The sequence below is a fragment of the Candidatus Paceibacterota bacterium genome (assembly GCA_035452965.1).
In the GTDB taxonomy this organism is placed as follows: domain Bacteria; phylum Verrucomicrobiota; class Verrucomicrobiia; order Limisphaerales; family UBA8199; genus UBA8199.
The window spans coordinates 13,239-31,431 of sequence record DAOTCE010000003.1; the positions used below are offsets into that span (position 1 = coordinate 13,239).

Consider the following 18,193-nt stretch of genomic DNA (forward strand, 5'->3'; position numbering starts at 1 on the left):
GGGAAATCAAGTGCGTGCCGGGGCAGTTCTACGGGCGGTGATGTAGAGGACAGCAGCCAGGGCGAGGAACGGCATGAGCGCCAGCCAGTCGGCGCAGGGGCCAGCGAAGAACGGGTTGTTCTTGCTGGCCCAGGCATTGATAGCCGCATCCAGATGAATTGTAACGCCCTGCACAATCGCAATGACAATGCCCGCGATGGCCCCACCGGCAATGTAACCGCTCGCGAGGAGCACTCCAGGGCTCTTGTCACTTTCGGCGGCGAGGGCAGCCTCTTCCAGCTTGTGCTCGCGGAGCGCGCGCCGCATTTGCCGGTCCACCAGCCAACGCACCAGTCCCCCTGTGAATATGGGCGCGGAGGACGAAATCGGCAGGTAGGCGCCAACCGCGAAGGCGAGGGAAGACACGCCGCATAACTCCAGCACCACGGCAATCATCACTCCGAACAGCACCAGACCCCAGGGCAGCTTGCGGTCGAGCATGCCTTTGATGATGTAGCTCATGAGGGTAGCCTTCGGGGCCTCAAACTTCCGCACCTGCGTGCCGTCGGGTCTCGTCCTGAACACCCCGTTAATGCCCGGGTCCACCAGCCACACGGCCGCGCCGGTGTCGTCCACGAGGTATTTGCCGCTCGGGCCGCCGACGGAGTCGGTCTTCTGCCAGACGCGGCAGGCGGCGGCGCAATCGCCCGCAACCCTGGCCGGCGGAGTTTCTATGCCATCGAACCTCGCGTTTGCCGGGGCCCGCAAGCCCGGTGCTGCTTGTACTGCGGGCACGTAGACGGTGGCGGTGTTGTTCAACAGCAACAGGATGGGGCCGAGCAGCAGCGCGCTCGCGGCGGCGCCAATCAGAATAGAGATCTGCTGCAGCCTGGGCGTGGCACCGACGAGGAAACCGGTCTTTAAATCCTGCGACGTCGCGCCGGCATTCGAGGCAGCGACGCATACAATGCCGCCCACCGAAAGCGCGGTCACGTAGTAGGTCCCGCCTGTCCAGCCGACGACCAGAAATACCAGGCAGGTAAGCAGCAACGTCGCGACCGTCATGCCGGAGATAGGGTTGGACGACGAGCCAATTTCGCCGGTGAGCCGGGATGACACCGTAACAAAGAGGAAGCCGAACACCACGATCAACACTGCCCCGAGGATGTTCATGTGCAGCGAGGGGGCCAGCAGGATGGCCAGGATCAGGGCGAAAACGCCCCCGGCCACCAGTTTCATAGACAGGTCACGCTCGGTGCGGAGGACCGAGGTGTGGGCAGCGGCGGCAGCCTTGAAATCAGACAGCCCGGACCGGATGCTATCCAGTATGATGGGCAGCGACCGCATCAGGCTGATGATGCCCCCTGCCGCGACCGCCCCCGCGCCGATATACAGGATATAGGCGCCGCGGATGTCGTTCGGGCTCATGTCGGCAATGGGCTTGGTGCCCGGCGGCAGCACGCTGTTCAATCCCTCGCCGAAGAACTTGATGAGCGGCGTTAGCACCAGGCAACTGAGCACGCCACCTGCCATCATGATGGAGGAGATTCGCGGCCCGATGATGTAGCCTACCCCCAGCAGTTCGGGGGAGATTTCCGCAGAGATAGAGCCGCCCTTAAGCGGGGCGCCGAAGACTTTCTCCGGCACATCCTTCCATAGCTTGCACGCCGTCATGAGCGTCTTGTAAGCCAGCCCAATCCCAAAACCGGTGAAGATAGTCGAGGCCTTGATCCCCGCGCCGGCCCCGGCCTTGAGCACCTGGGCGCAAGCTGTGCCTTCGGGATACTTGAGCTGGCCATGCTGGGCCACGATCAGCGCGCGCCGCAGCGGGATCATCATCAGAATGCCCAGGAGGCTGCCAAGCAGTCCTACGAGCATGACCCGGCTGATTTCGAGGTCGAAGCCGAGGATCAAAATCGCCGGCATGGTAACCCCGAGACCGAAAGCGATGGACTCGCCCGCCGAGCCGGCGGTTTGGACAATGTTGTTCTCCAGAATGGTGGCGTCGCGTCCGCCGGCCTTCGACCAGAGCCGGAACAACGCCAGGGAAATGACCGCGACTGGAATTGAGGCGCTGACGGTGAGACCGACCTTCAGGACGAGGTAGAGCGATGAAGCGCCAAACACCATCCCCAGCAGCGTGCCGACGATGATGGCCCGGGGTGTGCATTCGCGCATGACCGCGCCGGGCGGGACGTGAGGTTGGAACCCGGTGCCGGAGCCGGTGGCCGATGGGGCTTCGCTCGCCATAGGTTGCGGGATTCTCCGCGAAAACTGGCCTGATGCCAGTGAAAAGTGTCGCGCGCGCGCCAGGATCAGGGGGCGGGGGGGCGTTCGAGCCTCCGCAGCCGCCGACTTAAGGACCGGGACTTTCTGCCGAAACGCCTTCCGCACGGTCCGCTGGGCCTTTGGGTTTCAGCCGCCCGAACCGCTCCACGAACAGGAAGAAGACGCCCGGGCCGAAGCACAACAACATAATCGAGACGCCAGTCGCGATGCCCAGCAAAGTCCCCGCCGGTGCGCAGCAGTCATTGCGGTGGCGAACGATGATGTGGCTTGGCACGGCGACCAGGAGGCCAAGAATGCTGCCGCGCAGCAGCCAGCGCGTGATCCGTTTCACAAGCGCTGCGGGATCGTCGGACCTGGCAAAGCAATAAAAGACCACCGCCCAAACCAGCCAGCAGACGGCCAGTGCCAAAGTGGTTCCGAATAATCCCTCGGCCGTCCCGCTGCCCGTGGCCGCCACTGTGGCTTTCCAGATCTGGCTGGTGACCGGGTTGTGCGCGGCATCTGCCTGAGCCAGGGTGCCGATGTGAGGGAACAACTCGAAGGCGTCGTCTCCAAAAACCGCGAGCAGCACCGCCAAGATGCCGCCCAACAGCAGAAGCGCGAGCAGGAACGCCGTGGTCAGGACCGGGACGAACAGCGGCCGCCGAGGCCTGGGCCGGCGTTCGGCGGAGCCGATGGGCGTGATCAGCAATAAGGCCTGACCCAGTACCATTACCGCGAGCCAAACCCAGAATCCCCATTCCTCATAAATGCCGAGCGCCTCGGATAGGGACATTCCACCCGGTCTGGCCTGCCACCAATCGCCCATGGCCAACACCAGGAGCGGCGCTGCCAGCACCACCAAAACCACCAGGTAGAGCAGGACGGTCAGTGCAGCCCAACGCTTCATAGTCCAGCGGAGCCTAATGCCTGTGCCGTGCGAGAAAACCCGGGTCAGTGCCCGCCAAATCGGCGTGGCGCTGCCGGGCCAGCAGCTCGCCGTAAACCCGCAGGTCCCGTGTCAGCATCTCCAATCGCTGTTTGAGCGCGTCACTGACGATCCTGCCCTCCTTCACGTCAAGACCTACGGTGCAGCACACTCCATATGGCAGCGACCAGGCGTTGCATTGCCGGGCCACGGTGCGCAATTGGTCGGTTACCGTGAGGCCTTTCTCGTGCGAAGCGACGATGCTGGCGAAGAGCTTCCCGGCGAACTCATGCCAGAAGTGATCGAGGAAGTTCTTTGTCGCGCCGCTGATGCCGCCGTGGTAGTCCGGCGAGCCCAGGAAAATCACGTCCGCCTGGTGAACACGCGCCTGCAAGCCGGCGTAACCAGGCAGTTGGTGAGCGGTGTCCGGGTTGTAAAGGGCGAGCGGTTCCCTCTCAAGATCGAGCACATCCACCGCGCAACCCGTGGCCTGAAGCCGTTGAGCAACATACTGAACAACTACGCGCGTCACCGAATCCCGTTGCAGGCTGCCAACAACGGCCAGAACGTTTAAGGATGATTCAGCCATAGAATCGGAGTAACGTGGGGCCAGAGTACCAATGAGTCTGGCGAATGTCGAATCATCACGGAGCATGCGGAACCGGCCCACGAAGCCCAGGTCTTCGGCGCAGGCGGTGATTCGGCTTCGAGGTGTCCGACATAACAACCTGAAGAACTTCGACCTGGACCTGCCGCTCAACCGGCTTGTGGTCATCACTGGCTTGAGCGGCTCGGGTAAGAGTTCGCTCGCGTTCGACACGCTCTTTGCCGAGGGGCAGCGGCGCTACATTGAGACGTTCTCCCCCTACGCGCGGCAGTTCTTCGACCGGATGGACAAGCCTCAGGTGGACAGCATCGAGGGCATCCCTCCCGCCATCGCCATCGAGCAACGCAACGCCGTCCGCACCACGCGTTCGACCGTCGGCACGATGACCGAGGTCTGCGACTACATGAAGATGCTCTGGCCGAACCTGGCGCAATTGCACTGCCGCCAGTGCGGCCGACCCGTGCGCAAAGACCCGCCGGCCCAGATTTGGCAGACCCTGGCGCGTGAGGAGGTGTCCGTCGGCAGGAAATCCGAACTCCGCGCTCCGAAGTCCGAAGTCCTGATCACGTTTGATCTGCCGCTTTCCGAGAAGCTCTCACTGGAGGATTCTCTCGCGCTCGTTGCCCGGCAAGGCTACCAACGGCTGCTGTTCGACGGGCAAATCCTCCAACTCGAGGACATCCCCACACGCACCACGCAACACGCAACAGGCATTGCCTCCCTCACCGTCATCCAGGACCGCCTGGTCCTCACGGAAGCCAACCGCGCGCGCTTCGTCGAGGCCTGCGAACAGGCCTACCACTTCGGCAAGGGCCGGCTCGCCGTCCGTGATCTTGCGCCCACCAACGGCACCACGCGGCCCAGGATTGGCAAGCCCCAACCCTTCTCAAATCGGCGTCACTGTGCCTCGTGCGAAATCGAATACCGCGAGCCCACGCCCGCCCTGTTCAGCTTCAACCACCCGGTGGGCGCTTGCCCGGCCTGCCGCGGTTTTGGGCGCATCATCAGCATCGATTACGACCTGGCGCTGCCCGACCGCACGCGGACGCTGGCACAAGGTGTGGTCAAGCCGTGGCAGACCGGGTTCGGCTTGGAGTGCCAGGGTGATCTGTTGCGCGTGTGCCGGCGGCTCGGCATGCCCACCGATGTCCCATTCAACCAGTTGCCGAAGAAGTGGCAAGACGTCGTCGTCAACGGAGATCCGGATTACGGCAAGGACAAGGCGCACGAATGGCCGCGCGCCTGGTACGGGGTGAAAGGCTACTTCCGCTGGCTCGAATCCAAGGCCTACAAAATGCATGTGCGCGTCCTGCTCTCGCGCTACCGGGCCTATACGCCCTGCCCGGATTGCCGTGGCAAACGCCTCCAGCCCGAGGCGCTGCTCTACCGTGTCCCCGGAGCACCCGGCGGCGGGAGGGGCAAATCTCCAGCCCGCAGCCAGAAGTCCCACTCGCGGAATTCAACTGTGTCGCCAGACCGGGACAACAACGGCTACCTGACGCTGGCGGATTTCTATCAACTACCGATCCGTGACGCCTTGCCCTTTGTCGAAGCGCTCGCTGAGCGGCAGCGGCTGCGGCGGAACGACCCGCTCAGCCTGGTCCTGAACGATGTGCGCGCCCGGCTGAGCTATCTCAACGAGGTGGGTCTGGGCTATCTCACTTTGGATCGCCCGACACGCACGCTCTCCGGTGGCGAGACCGAGCGCGTCAACCTCACCACCTGCCTGGGCACGCGCCTGGTCAACACCCTGTTTGTTTTGGACGAGCCGAGCGTCGGCCTCCACCCGCGCGACACGGAGCGGTTGGTGCGCCTGCTCGAACAGCTTCGCACTGCGGGCAACACCGTCGTCGTCGTCGAGCACGAAGCCAGCGTCATCCGCGCGGCGGACCAAATCGTTGACCTGGGACCTGGCCACGGCGCCACGGGCGGCGAGGTCGTGTTTCAAGGCACCTGCCCGCAGTTGCTCAAATCGGGCAGGTCGCTGACCGGCCAGTATCTCAGCGGCCGCAAGCGGATCGAGCTTCCTCGACGAAGGGTTGCCAGCGTTGGCCAGGCATCACGCTTGCGTCTCGCCCATGCCACGCGGAACAATCTCAAGAACCTCAGCGTGGAAATCCCGCTGGGGCGGTTTGTGTGCGTCACAGGCGTCAGCGGCTCCGGCAAGACCACGCTTGTCCGCGAGGTTCTGCTGCCGGCGCTGCTGGCCCGGCTTCAGTCCGCTGCGCCGCAAACCAAAGCCTCGGACCGGTTCTCGGCGGAGGAGAACGATGAGGCGGCGGGCGGCGAACCCGCATCCGCGGCCCCGCGCTCCGCAGTGCTTCGCGGCGCGGAAGGCCTCAGCAGCGTGGCGCTCGTAGACCAGTCCATTCTGGCCAAGACGCCGCGCTCCAATCCCGCCGTGTATATCGGGGCGTTTGATGACATCCGGGCCTTCTTCGCCCAGTCGGACTTGGCGAAGCAGCGCGGATACAACGCCAGCGCCTTCAGCTTCAACTCCAGCCAGGGCCAATGCGAGCGCTGCCGCGGCGCCGGGTTCGAGAAGATCGAGATGCAGTTCCTGAGCGACGTGTTCATTCGTTGCCCCGACTGCAACGGCCGCCGCTACCGCTCCCACATTCTCGAAGTGAAGGTCAGCCCGGCTCCGGCGGACCACACGCGAACGGCCGTAGCTTCTCCACGCAACCCGCAACGCGCAACAGTCGCCTTCTCCATCGCCGACGTTCTGGATGCCACCGTCGAGGAAGCCGTCGCTTTCCTGTCCCGGTTTCCCGACTCGCTTCCCGCACGGCGCGCGGCCGAGAGCCTCAAGCTGCTTGAGGAGGTGGGCCTGGGATACCTGAAGCTGGGTCAGCCGATCAACACCCTGTCCGGCGGCGAAAGTCAGCGCCTTAAACTGGTGCGCCACCTCGCTGAAGTGATGGTGGGGCGCGTTATCCCCAGCGCGCCGGGGACAGCGCGTCCTGACACCGGGCTAACTGGGCAGGGCGTCCTTACGTCGGCTCCTACGCTCTTCTTGTTCGACGAGCCGACCACCGGGCTGCACTTCGACGATGTGCGCGTGCTGCTTAAGGTCTTTCAGCGTTTGGTGGATGCCGGCCACTCGGTGCTTGTGATCGAGCACAACGTGGAAGTTATCAAGTCCGCCGACTGGATCATTGACCTCGGCCCTGACGCCGGCGATCAGGGCGGGCAAATCGTCGCCACCGGCACACCTGAGGAAATCGCCGCTTGTTCCGAGAGCCACACGGGCCGCGCGCTGCAAACGGTATTACGCTGACGAAGAACGATGTTCGATGATCGAGAACTGAGCGTGTGGCCCGAGCAGGCCATCGAGATTCACGGGGCGCGAGAGCACAATTTGAAGAATGTGTCGCTCTCGGTGCCGCGGGGGCGTTTTGTCGTTGTGACCGGCGTGAGCGGGTCGGGGAAGAGTACGCTGGCGTTTGACCTGTTGTTCGCCGAGGGGCAGCGGCGGTTCCTGGACTCGATGAATGTCTATGCGCGGCAGTTCGTGGAGCAGTTGTCCCGGCCGGACGTGGACCTGATCGCGGGCATCCCGCCGACGGTGAGCATCGAGCAGCGGATCAGCCGCGGCGGTGGGAAGAGCACGGTTGCTACAGTCACGGAGGTCCATCACTTCATCCGGCTGCTGTTCGCGCGGCTGGGCACGCAGTTCTGCCCGGATTGCCAGGTGCCCGTGGAAGCGCAGACGCGCGATGAGCTGGGCCGACGCATAAGGGGCGAGCTCCGCCGACGCGGCGATCTGCTGTTGCTGGCACCGGTGGTGAGGAAGCGGAAGGGCTTCCATACGGAAGTTGCCGAATGGGCCGCCAGCCACGGTTACGCCGAAGTGCGGGCCGATGGCAAAATCTACCCAACCGGCGAACGGCTGCGGCTGGACCGGTTTCGGGAGCATAACGTGGAGATTGTCGTGGGAGTGCTCGATGCGAAGTTGAAAGGGCGGCGCGCCGGGGATAGCCCGTCCTGCGAGCGCATTGACGAGGCGCTGAAGCTGGGGCAGGGAACGCTGTTCGCGCTGGATAATCACCGCCACCTCACCGTGCATTCAACGGAGCGCGCGTGCCCGCAGTGCGGCCGGTCGTTCGAGGCGCTCGACCCGAAGAACTTCAGCTATAACTCGCCGCAGGGCTGGTGCCCGCGCTGCCGGGGGTTTGGGGAGTTGTTCTACCTGCCGGACGTGGACCGCGGTGCGCGAGCGGACGCCATCGAGGAGTCGTGGTACGGCTGGCAGGAAGGGGAGCGGGAAACTTGTCCTGAATGCGGGGGAGCCAGGCTGAATTCACTCGCGCGCGCGGTGCGGTTGGGGATGGGAGATGGCAGCGGGCAGATGACAGAATGGAAAGCGGCGCCGACGATGGAAACGTTTGGGCAAATGTCGGTGGCCGCCGCGGTTGAGTTCTTCCGACGGGTGAGGTTCGCAGGGCGGGCGGCACTGATTGCGCGCGACATCCTGCCGGAGATTCGGGAGCGGCTGAAGTTCCTGCGGGAGGTGGGCCTGGGCTACCTGCAACTCGGGCGGGGCGTGCCGACGCTGTCGGGCGGTGAAGCGCAGCGGATCCGGCTGGCGGCGCAACTGGGATCGAACCTGAGCGGCGTGCTTTACATCCTGGACGAACCGACCATCGGGCTGCACTCGCGCGATAACGAGCAGCTGCTGGCGGCGCTCGACAAGCTAAAGGCCCGCGGCAATTCGGTGCTCGTAGTTGAGCATGACGAGGCGACGATGCGGCGGGCGGATTACATCATTGACCTGGGGCCGGGACCGGGTGTGCACGGGGGCGAAGTGGTGGCGGCGGGCAAGCTGGCAGAGCTGCTGCGGCATCCTGAATCGGTCACGGGGCAGTGTCTGCGGGCGCGAAGGAGGTTTCCGACAAGGGGTGGCCGGAGGGAAGTTGGGCGGCGTGGAAGTTCAAGGTCTCAGGGGCGAAGCGCGAAGATCGAAGTTGATCAGCGCCGACTGGCGTCGGCGGCTGCGGGAAGGAATGATGGCGGCTGGTTGGTGTTGAGCGGGGCGAGGAGGAATAACCTGAAGGATTTGACGGTGGAGTTTCCGCTGGGGCGGCTGGTGGTGGTAACGGGGGTGAGCGGGTCAGGCAAGAGCACGTTGATTCGGGAGTGCCTGTTGCCCGCGCTGGAACCACGTTTCAAGCGCCACGCAGCACGCACCACACCGCCAGACACCGCCGTCACGGGCTGGGAATCTCTGCAAGCCGTCTATGAGGTGGACCAATCCCCCATCGGCCGCACGCCACGCTCGATCCCGGCCACGTATGTGGGCTTCTTTGACGACATCCGCCAGTTGTTCGCACAGGTGCCCGAGGCGCGGCTGCGCGGGTATTCGCCGAGCCGGTTCTCGTTCAATAGCGCGCAGGGGCGGTGTCCGGAGTGCGAAGGCGCGGGCACGATCAAGCTGGAGATGAACTTCCTGCCGCCGGCGTTCGTGCGGTGCGAGGTCTGCGGGGGAACACGGTTTAACCGCGAGACGCTCGACATTGAATACCACGGCCGGAATGTTGCCGCGGTGCTGGAGCTGTCGGTGGAGGAGGCCCTGGAGTTCTTTGCGAGCTTGCCGAAGATCAGGCGGCCCTTGCAGGCGCTCTGCGACACGGGGCTGGGGTATCTGAGGCTCGGTCAGACGAGTCCCACCCTCAGCGGTGGCGAGGCGCAGCGCGTGAAGCTGGTCAGCCATCTGCTGGCGGGCTTGCGGGAGCCGGACGCCCTCAGCCGCCAGACCCGACGCAACTTGTTCGTTCTTGAAGAGCCGACCATCGGCTTGCACATGGCGGACGTGCAGCGGCTGGTGGAGGTGCTGCAGCGGCTGGTGGACCACGGGCATACGGTGATCGTCATCGAGCACAACCTCGACTTTATCGCCGAAGCCGATTGGGTGATTGACCTTGGCCCTGAGGGCGGAGTCGGCGGGGGGCGTGTCGTGGTAGCCGGCACGCCGGAACAAGTCGCGCGCAACAAACACTCGCATACGGGCGCCTTTCTGCGTAGTGTCCTGGCCCACGCATGAGCGTCGCGTACGCCGAGATACTCAACGGGGCGCCCCTGGCGCGGCGAGCACCCGGGGCACGCCATGAATTGATTTGCACCCGTCTGCATCAGTGGATGAGAGCGAGCGTGGCGGACTTTGCCGCTACGCGCTTGCTGGCGGCACGTTCAGAGGTGCGGCTGTCCCTCAGGCATACAGTTTGCCCGGACCTGGCACTCGTGACCGTTGCAACAGGCAAGCTTTGGCTGGCGGCTGAGATCGTAAGTTCCGACGACCACCAGCCCGACACGGTCATCAAGAAGCAGGTATACGAGGAGATGAAGCTGCCACGGCTGTGGATGATTGACCCGCGCTACGACAATGTGGAGGTGTATCACAGCAGCCAATACGGCCTGATCCTCAAAAGCATCCTGGCGGGGCGCGAACTGCTGACGGAGCAGCTCCTCCCGGAATTCCAACTGACCATTGCGGAGTTGTTCGCCGCGCAACCGCCGCAAGGTTGAGCCCTGTGCAAGAGCTGCCCCCGATGCTGCGACCCCATCGCAGGCAAAGTGCGCGCAGGAACCGCCGCGAGATCTTGGAGTGCTGAGCAAAGGTCCACTCGTCTGTGCCGCCCTGCTGCTGCTTGCTCACGGCGCTGGTCTCAGGGCGGAGCCGGCGCCCGTTGCGGCGAAGCAGCCCCTTGCATACGAATCGCTGGTGCTGCCGAATGGCGACGCGCCCATCACCATCAACATCGCCTGCCGTCCGGGAGCTCTCCGGCGCCATCCGGTCATCTTGATGCTCGGCTCTCTGCCGACGAACGCGGTGCCAGACTGGAGCACCAACCTGGTCATGGAAGGTTACATGTTGGCGGCGTTCGCCGCGGCGCATCCGCCTGATCCTGACCCGGCGCGTCGGGCGCAGTGGCTCCATTTCGACCAGCGGTTTGCCCACAGCTACGTGTTAGGCGCCCAACGCGCCATCGCGGACACCAGACGCGTAATAGACTATCTCGTCAGCCGGGGCGACGTTGACGCAGGCAAGATCGGTTGGCTGGGCAGCTCCTCGACCGGCATTCCGGGTCTGGCGGTGGCCACGCAAGGTCCGCGGCTGGCGGCGGTGGTCGCATTCGTCAGCACCGGCGCTTATCAACAGTGGTTTGACACTTGGCAGCCCAACGGGCTATGGCCCGGCCAGACCTACTCACTATGGCCGGAAACTAGGGCCCTGCTTGAGGAATACGACCCCATTCTTCATGCCACGAACCTGTTCCCCACCGCGGTGCTGATGGTCGGCGGCGGCGAGGACAAGGTGGTTGATCCAAGGACGGCGCAAGCGTTTGCGGAAGCCGCACGGCCGTCGTATCAAGCTGACCCCGACCGCCTGCGATTGGTGGTTTATGAAGGCTTCGGTCATAACCTTCCAGTTGATGTGGTGCGCCTCCACGCCGAGCATTGGTTTCGCCTGTACATGAACCCGTCCCATGAGCCGCCTCGCGCGGCCCGGCAGCCGGCGGACCTTGAGCAGAGCGTTGCGCGCTCCCAAATCAATGCCGCCGACCACAGGAAAGTCGTGGGAACTGCCGTGCCCGCCAACGGCGCGCTGGACTGGATAAAGGTCTCCAGGAACAAGCGAGGCTTTGTGTCCGCGATATCCGGGCGGCCGTTTGTTCCCTGGGGATTCAACTACGACCGCGACTGCAAGATGCGGCTGCTGGAGGACTACTGGGAAACGGAGTGGCAAACGGTTGTGGAGGACTTCCGGGAGATGAAGCAACTCGGTGCCAACGTGGTTCGGGTTCACCTTCAGTTTGCCAGGTTCATGGACGCGCCGGACCGGCCCAATGCTCGGTCGCTCGCACGCCTCGGCCAGTTGGTAGTGCTGGCGGAGGAAGCCGGGCTCCACCTCGACCTCACGGGGCTGGCATGTTATCGCAAGAAGGACGTACCCGCCTGGTATGATTCCCTGGGTGAGGCCGAACGCTGGGAAGCGCAGGCTCGGTTCTGGGAAGCCATCGCGGAGCGTTGTGCGGCCAGCCCGGCGGTCTTTTGCTACGACCTGATGAACGAGCCTATTGTGCCTGGTGGGAAGCGGAAGGCTGGCGAATGGTTGACCGGCGAATTGGCCGGCTTCACCTACTGCCAGTTCATTTCCCTCGACCAGGCTGGCCGCGCCCGCCCGGAAATTGCGCGGCACTGGGCCTCCAAACTCGTCGCTGCCATCCGCAAGCACGACCAGCGGCATCTGATCACCGTGGGTCTGCTGCCCAACAGCCTGGAAGGCTCCGCTATGTCGTCGGGCTTTGTTCCCCAGGCAATAGCCGGCGACCTGGATTTCATCTGCGTGCACCTCTACCCAAAGGCGGGCAAGCTCAAGGAGGATTTGGAACTCCTGCAAGGCTTCCGGGCAGGCAAACCTGTGGTCATCGAAGAGATCTTTCTCCTGGACTGCGGTGAATCGGACCTGCGCCAGTTCCTGGCGGGCTCGCGACAATACGCGGCGGGTTGGCTTGGGTTTTACTGGGGCCAGACACCCTCGGAACTAAGCCAATCAACCCACCTCGGCGATGCTCTCACGGCTGCCTGGCTGAAGATCTTCCAGGAAATGAATCCTAATTGAGCCCGGCTGGACAACTTGTTGGTTCATTACGGACTTCCGGGAAGTGCCAGCGTTGGTTGCCATCCGCGCAGCCTGGATGGCCCCCCTTACCTCCGAAACCCGCGCACTGTCCAAATTTTGGACAGTGATGCCACCTGCCTGCCTTTTCCAGTCCCCGCTTACCCCGGCACATCCGGCTTGGGGTTACGGTGGCGGCACGGTGGTGCTACGGTGTGTATCCCATGGGGAGCGCTCCCCATGGGATACACACCGTAGCTCAACCGCGCTGACAAGCCATCCCCCAGCCGGCCGCAAGCCAACGCCAATGTCCGGCCACTGTCACGGCGCCGTCGTCCGGCCGGAGGGGGTGCCGGAGCCAGGCAATGGTGAACGAGACGATGAATCGCCAGCAGGCTTCCCCGGGAATCCGCGAAGAACCTATTTGTTTCCCCTCTTCTTCTGTGTGCCGACCTTGCCGCCGAAATACGGATAGCTGTCCCAGTGGTCGTCATCCTTGACCGCACGCGGGTCGGCGGTGTCTCTCATCCACTGGTCGAGCCGGGCGCGGAGCTGTTTTTGCGCGGCGGCGCAGGTGGGCCGTCCGGCCAGGTTGTCAATTTGGTGCGGGTCTGTTCTCAAGTCGTAGAGCTCCTCAGCCGGGCGTTTCCCGAAGCAGAGCTGGAAGAACTTCTGCATGCCCGGTTCATCCCGATGGTCGAGGATGTAGTTCTTTGTCGGGCTGTCATCGCAATCGCCGAAAACGCGTTTGGGATCCTTGTGCGCCTGCGGGTCGCCAGCCGGCCAGCGGTCGGCCCGGAAGTTCCGGACGTAGAGAAACTGCCGCGTGCGAATGGCGCGCACCGGATAGCCCGCGTCCCCGGCCCGCACGTTGGCGTGGCGCTCGCGTTCCAGAAACACCGTGTCACGCGAGCCGGGCTTCTCCGCGCCGGTGAGCAGGCTCAGGAAGCTCCGCCCGGTCATCTCCGCCGGCGGCGTCAATCCCGCCGCTTCCAGGCACGTGGGCGCCAGGTCCACCAGGTTGATGAAGTCGTCCAGCACTTGGCCCGCCTTGGCCTTGGCCGGCCAGCGCACCGCCAGCGGCTGACGCGACCCGCCGTCGTAAATATTTGCCTTGCAGCGCGGAAACGCCCAGCCGTTGTCGCCGGTCATGATCACCAGCGTGTTGTCGAGCTTGCCCGCCTTGTCCAGCAGCTCCAGCAGCTCCCCCACTTCCCGGTCGAACCGCTGCACTTCCCAATAGTAGTCCAGCGCGTCATTGCGCGTGACGTCGTTGTCCGGCCAATATGGCGGCACCGCGACGTGGTTGGTCTTGAGGCCGCTCGCGGCGCCGAGGCCGTGCTCGAACGGGCGATGCGCGTCGTGACTGCCGAACCAGAAGCAGAACGGCTGCCCGGCCGGCACTTGTTGCAGGAACGTGGCGAAGTCCTTGAACGTCGGGCCCGCCGGATTGCGCGTGTAGCCGCCCGCTCGGAAATCCCCCGGCCCCCAGCCCTTGCGCGTGCTGCCGATCCTGTAGCCCGCTTGCTCGAGCAGCCGGGTGTAAACCGGATACTTCCTCGGCAGGAAACCCCAGAGACAGCTTCCTTCTTCGAGCCGATGCAGGTATTGCCCCGTCAGCATCGCCGCCCGCGACGGCGTGCAGGAGGACGCGGCGCTGAAGCAGCAGTTGAACCGCGCGCCCTCGCGGGCGAGGCGGTCGAAAGTTGGCGTTCGGACGACCCGGTCGCCATAGGCCCCGGCGTGGGGCCAGGACCAGTCGTCGGCCAGGCAGTAGAGGATGTTCGGGCGGGTGTCCGCCGCGGCAACCGCCAGGGCGCCAGCCAGCAGCAGGAGCGAAATGAGAGAATAGCGTCCGATCAGCATAGAGAGCATGTTAGCGGGTTCCGCGCTGGGCCAGGATCAAATCGCGCACGCCCTTCGGATCGGGGATGGACTTGATCTGTTCCGCGCCTTCGGCGCTGGCGGCGGTGGAGATGGTGAGGGTGCCGATGCCGACGATGCGCTGCAGGAAACTCTGGTCAATGTCAATGGACCGGATATCGCGTGGGTTGTAGTCCTGGTAGCACTTCGACAATATGCCCCGCTCCAGGGTGATGCGCTCAGGGTAAATGCGCAGCACCGTTGAGGCCCGGCGCACCCATGCAACAATGGGTGGTATGATCAGCCAGAAGAAGAAGAAGTGCCAGAAGAAACCCCACCACGACGGGCGGACTTCCGCCAACATCTCCGTGAATTCCGGGCCGGGGCTGGCCGCGCCTGGCGCCGGCTGGCGGGCGAGCTTTTCGGCCACCGGGTAGCCGCAGTTGGGGCAGGTGTGCGCCTCTGTGGAAACCGGCTTCTTGCATTCCGGGCAGTCAATTAGGGGCATAAATCGTCGAAGTGTTTAGTTGCTACTTGCGGACAAGTTCTTCCAACGCGCGGGTGTGAATGGCGCGTGCGACCGCCCCAAAACACACCAGCAGCACCCGTTCAATCGAGGGATTCCCCTCCAGGAACTGCTTGGTTTCACGCACGGCAATGTGGGCGGCGCGTTCCCTTGGGAAGCCATAGGCCCCGGTGCTGATGGAGGGAAAGGCGATGGTGCGGATGCCTTTTTGCACGGCCAGTTCGAGGCAGCATTGATAGCAGCTCGCCAGCAGCTCGCTTTCGCTGTGCTCGCCGCCATGCCAGACCGGGCCGACGGCGTGAATGACCCACTTGGCCGGCAGCCGGTAGCCGTTGGTGATCTTTGCCCGGCCGGTCGCGCAGCCGCCCAAAGTCCGGCATTCGGCGAGCAGTTCCGGTCCGGCAGCGCGATGAATGGCGCCGTCCACGCCCCCGCCCCCGAGCAGGGTTGTGTTGGCGGCGTTGACAATGGCATCCACCGATTGCTTCGTAATGTCGCCCTCGACCACTTCAATCCGGTTCAAGTTTGCTGCGCTGCTCATGCCTTCCTTCCGTGCACCTGGTGTTTCGGATGTAACTTGTCTAACCATGTGATTCCCGTAACGGTTTGGCAAGAACGGTAAGGCGCAGCTTGCTGTGGCGTTCGGACACACTCCGCGTTATAAAGGAGACAATGAAACGCCGTTGCACCCTGCTGTTGGCCCTGTTTGCAGCCCTTGTTCCGGTCAGCCTCCCGGCCGAGTCCTATGACCTGCTCATCCGTCATGGCCGCGTCGTGGACGGAACGGGCAACCCGGCCTTCTTCGCTGACCTCGCAATCAGCAACGGACGCATCGCCGCCATCGGCCGGGTTGACGGCACGGCCAGGACCGAGATTGACGCGGCGGGCCTCGTCGTTGCGCCCGGTTTCATAGACGTTCACACCCACGCCGACGAAATCGCTGAAATGCCGAAGGCGGAGAACTTCGTCCGCATGGGCGTTACTACGGTTGTGGCCGGCAACTGCGGCGGATCGAGGCTGGACCTCGCGACGTTCTTTCGCGCGATCGAGCGCACCAATGTCGCCGTGAACGTGGCCACGCTGGTGGGCTTCAACAGCGTCCGCGAGAAGGCCATGGGCGGCTCCTTTGATCGCCCACCCACCGCGCAGGAGCTCTCCGGGATGAAGTCGCTGGTCGAGCGGGCGATGAAAGACGGCGCAGTGGGGCTTTCCACCGGGCTGATCTATCATCCTGGCGTCTTCGCAACGACGGATGAGATTGTGGAACTGGCCAAGGTTATCGCGCCGTATGGCGGCATTTACGCAACTCACATGCGGCACGAGGACGACCAGATCTACAGTGCGCTTGACGAAGTATTCCGAATCGCGCGGGAAGCAGGCGTCCGCGCCGAGGTGTCGCATATCAAGCTCTCGGGCCCAAACTGCTGGGGCCAGGCCGACCGGGTGCTGGCCTGCATCGAGAAGGCGCGCGCCGAAGGCCTGGATGTCACGCAAGACCAGTATGCGTACACCGCCTCCAGCACGGGGCTGAGTCAGTTGATCCCCGATTGGGCGCGGGAAGGCGGCCGGAGTGAGTTCCAAAAACGCCTCGCCGACCCGGCGCAGAAGGCGACGATGGTCGCCCAAATGAAGAAGAGCGTACGCAACAAAGGACGCGACGACTACTCCTACGCCGTCATCGCGTCCTGCCGATCGGACAAGTCGCTCAACGGACTCAACATCGCGGAAGCCGCTAAGGCGAAACGCGGCTCAGGCTCCCTCGACGACCAGATCGAGATGATCCTGGCGATCCAGGCCGCCGGCGGCGCCAGCGGCGTCTTCCACGGCATGAGCGAAGATGATTTGAAGCTCTTCATGCGGCACCCCAACACCATGGTCGCCAGCGACAGCGGCTTGCGGAAGCTCGGCGAAGGTATGCCGCACCCGCGCGGCTACGGCAATAATGCGCGCGTGCTGGCCCGTTACGTCCGCGAGCTGAAGGTGCTCCGACTGGAGGACGCCATTCGAAAAATGACCAGCCTGCCCGCCAACACCTTCCACTTCAAAGGCCGCGGCCAGCTGCGCGAAGGGAACTGGGCCGACATCGTGATCTTCGATCCCGAAAAGGTGCAGGACACCTCCATCTACAAGGATCCGCACCATTATCCCACCGGCATCCCGCACGTGTTGGTGAACGGCGTCCCGGTCATCAAGGACAGCGAGCACACCGGCGCGAAGGCGGGGCAGGCGCTGCGGCGCAGGGCATAGCGCCGGGCGCGAGGCGAAACCCTGGTGTCAGCGCGAAATGACGTTCGCGGCTGCGGCTCTGCTTTCGCTGGTTGGCCCTGCCGCGCGACCGGTTACAGTCGGGCGGCGTTATCTCGGCAGGAGTCTCTCGGGCGCTTGAACGGGCTGGCCCTCCCGCCATTGTATGGGCACAACGGACAAGTGCCACGTCTTGCCGGCTGTGTTGTTCCCTTGGTAGAATAAGTAATCCTGCCCGTCATCGTCCTGAAACAGGTAGGGGTGGCCCGATTCGCTCGCATTCCAACTACCCGGCCGGCCGTTCGGTAGAAAGGGCTTGTCCGACAGGCGCTGGAAGCGGACGCCATCGTCGCTGACCGCCACACCAATCTGCTGCGGATCGTTGTTGTAGCCGCCGGCGTAGAACATGTAGAGCCGGCCGCCGTGCCGACCCATCGCCGGGGCTTCAATACAGCGCTTTTCCCAGGCCAGATCGAGGCCCGGGTCATCCAGCTCCGTTGGCACCGTGGGCTCAAGGATCGGGCCGTTCATGTTGAGCTGCGTCCATTTGTCGCGCGCGAAATCGCTGTCCAATGGCGCCGCAGCCACTCCGAGCATCTGGACTTTCATCGTCGGGTCACGTGTTGCCCAATACAGCAGCAGCCGGTCCCCATGCCGGATGACATCCGCGTCAATGGCTCGGCCGGCGTTCCAATCGCCGCTCGGCCAGAACACGGGATTTGTCGGGTCTCGGGTGAATCGCAAGCCATCCTCGGACCACGCGTGGCAAATCGCGTCGCCTTTGCCCCTGCCGTAGGTCTGATAGAACAGGTGAATCTTCCCGCGCAGCACGATGGCGCCCGGGGCGGTGAAACCCCTGGCCTCGGCTTCGCCGCTACTGCGCAGCTCCCCGGCTTTGGTCCAATCCACCAGGTTTGTGCTGGTCGCCACCCCGATGGACCAGCCCTCCGTCGGCTTGCCCGGGTAAGGCGGGACGGAGTAGTAGAGCCAATACGTGCCCTTGAACTTCACGACGGCCGGGTCCTTTGAGAACGGCCGGCCGCTGACGTTGTCCGCGAAGTGCATCCGGGGCGCGGCGCTCCGCGTATCCGCCAATGAAAGCTGGTGCGCTGCTTGGCCAACCAGGATCGCCAAGAGCAACGTCGAGCCTCTCATACT

Annotated in this window: 10 protein-coding genes and 1 pseudogene; 4 read left to right on the top strand and 7 right to left on the bottom strand. The window is 64.1% G+C overall.

All coding sequences use genetic code 11. The features are described from left to right. Window positions 1-6 precede the first annotated feature (6 nt). The 3 genes from P5205_04005 to P5205_04015 all read right to left on the bottom strand — a co-directional run bounded on the left by P5205_04005 (window position 7) and on the right by P5205_04015 (window position 3,764). The gene (locus P5205_04005; GenBank protein HSA09513.1) at window positions 7-2,229 is read right to left on the bottom strand and encodes an oligopeptide transporter, OPT family; all 2,223 of its coding nucleotides are present in this window, start codon (window positions 2,227-2,229) and stop codon (window positions 7-9) included. 106 nt (window positions 2,230-2,335) lie between these two features. Continuing rightward, complete coding sequence (locus P5205_04010) at window positions 2,336-3,157, bottom strand: hypothetical protein (protein ID HSA09514.1); 822 nt, start codon at window positions 3,155-3,157, stop codon at window positions 2,336-2,338. A gap of 13 nt (window positions 3,158-3,170) precedes the next feature. Beyond that, window positions 3,171-3,764, bottom strand: coding sequence for an NAD(P)H-dependent oxidoreductase (locus tag P5205_04015; protein HSA09515.1), 594 nt, complete (start codon window positions 3,762-3,764; stop codon window positions 3,171-3,173). Window positions 3,765-3,828: 64 nt separating this feature from the next. Between P5205_04015 and uvrA the strand changes: the two are divergent. The 3 genes and pseudogenes from uvrA (at window position 3,829) to P5205_04030 (ending at window position 12,405) form a co-directional block, all read left to right on the top strand. Then, a pseudogene (gene uvrA / locus P5205_04020) lies at window positions 3,829-9,825 on the top strand (excinuclease ABC subunit UvrA). Then, complete coding sequence (locus P5205_04025; GenBank protein HSA09516.1) at window positions 9,822-10,307, top strand: Uma2 family endonuclease; 486 nt, start codon at window positions 9,822-9,824, stop codon at window positions 10,305-10,307. Before uvrA ends, P5205_04025 begins: the two are co-directional and overlap by 4 nt. 79 nt (window positions 10,308-10,386) lie before the next feature. Beyond that, window positions 10,387-12,405 carry a cellulase family glycosylhydrolase gene (locus P5205_04030; GenBank protein ID HSA09517.1) on the top strand — a complete coding sequence of 673 codons (2,019 nt, stop codon included), beginning with the start codon at window positions 10,387-10,389 and terminating at the stop codon, window positions 12,403-12,405. 417 nt (window positions 12,406-12,822) lie between these two features. Here P5205_04030 and P5205_04035 read toward each other — a convergent pair whose 3' ends face one another. The 3 genes from P5205_04035 to P5205_04045 are packed head-to-tail and all read right to left on the bottom strand — an operon-like array spanning window position 12,823 to window position 15,314. Next, window positions 12,823-14,268 carry a sulfatase gene (locus P5205_04035; GenBank protein ID HSA09518.1) on the bottom strand — a complete coding sequence of 482 codons (1,446 nt, stop codon included), beginning with the start codon at window positions 14,266-14,268 and terminating at the stop codon, window positions 12,823-12,825. Window positions 14,269-14,278: 10 nt separating this feature from the next. Continuing rightward, a complete protein-coding gene (locus P5205_04040) occupies window positions 14,279-14,773 on the bottom strand; it encodes a PH domain-containing protein (protein HSA09519.1) in 495 nt (164 codons plus the stop codon). Window positions 14,774-14,795: 22 nt separating this feature from the next. Continuing rightward, the gene (locus tag P5205_04045) at window positions 14,796-15,314 is read right to left on the bottom strand and encodes an O-acetyl-ADP-ribose deacetylase (GenBank protein ID HSA09520.1); all 519 of its coding nucleotides are present in this window, start codon (window positions 15,312-15,314) and stop codon (window positions 14,796-14,798) included. Window positions 15,315-15,463: 149 nt separating this feature from the next. On the opposite strand from P5205_04045, the gene P5205_04050 reads away from it, so the two are divergent. Further along, window positions 15,464-17,038, top strand: a complete 1,575-nt coding sequence (locus tag P5205_04050; protein HSA09521.1) for a D-aminoacylase — start codon at window positions 15,464-15,466, stop codon at window positions 17,036-17,038. A 108-nt stretch (window positions 17,039-17,146) separates the two neighbouring features. On the opposite strand, the gene P5205_04055 is transcribed toward P5205_04050, so the two are convergent. After that, window positions 17,147-18,190 carry a family 43 glycosylhydrolase gene (locus P5205_04055; GenBank protein ID HSA09522.1) on the bottom strand — a complete coding sequence of 348 codons (1,044 nt, stop codon included), beginning with the start codon at window positions 18,188-18,190 and terminating at the stop codon, window positions 17,147-17,149. Window positions 18,191-18,193 lie beyond the last annotated feature (3 nt).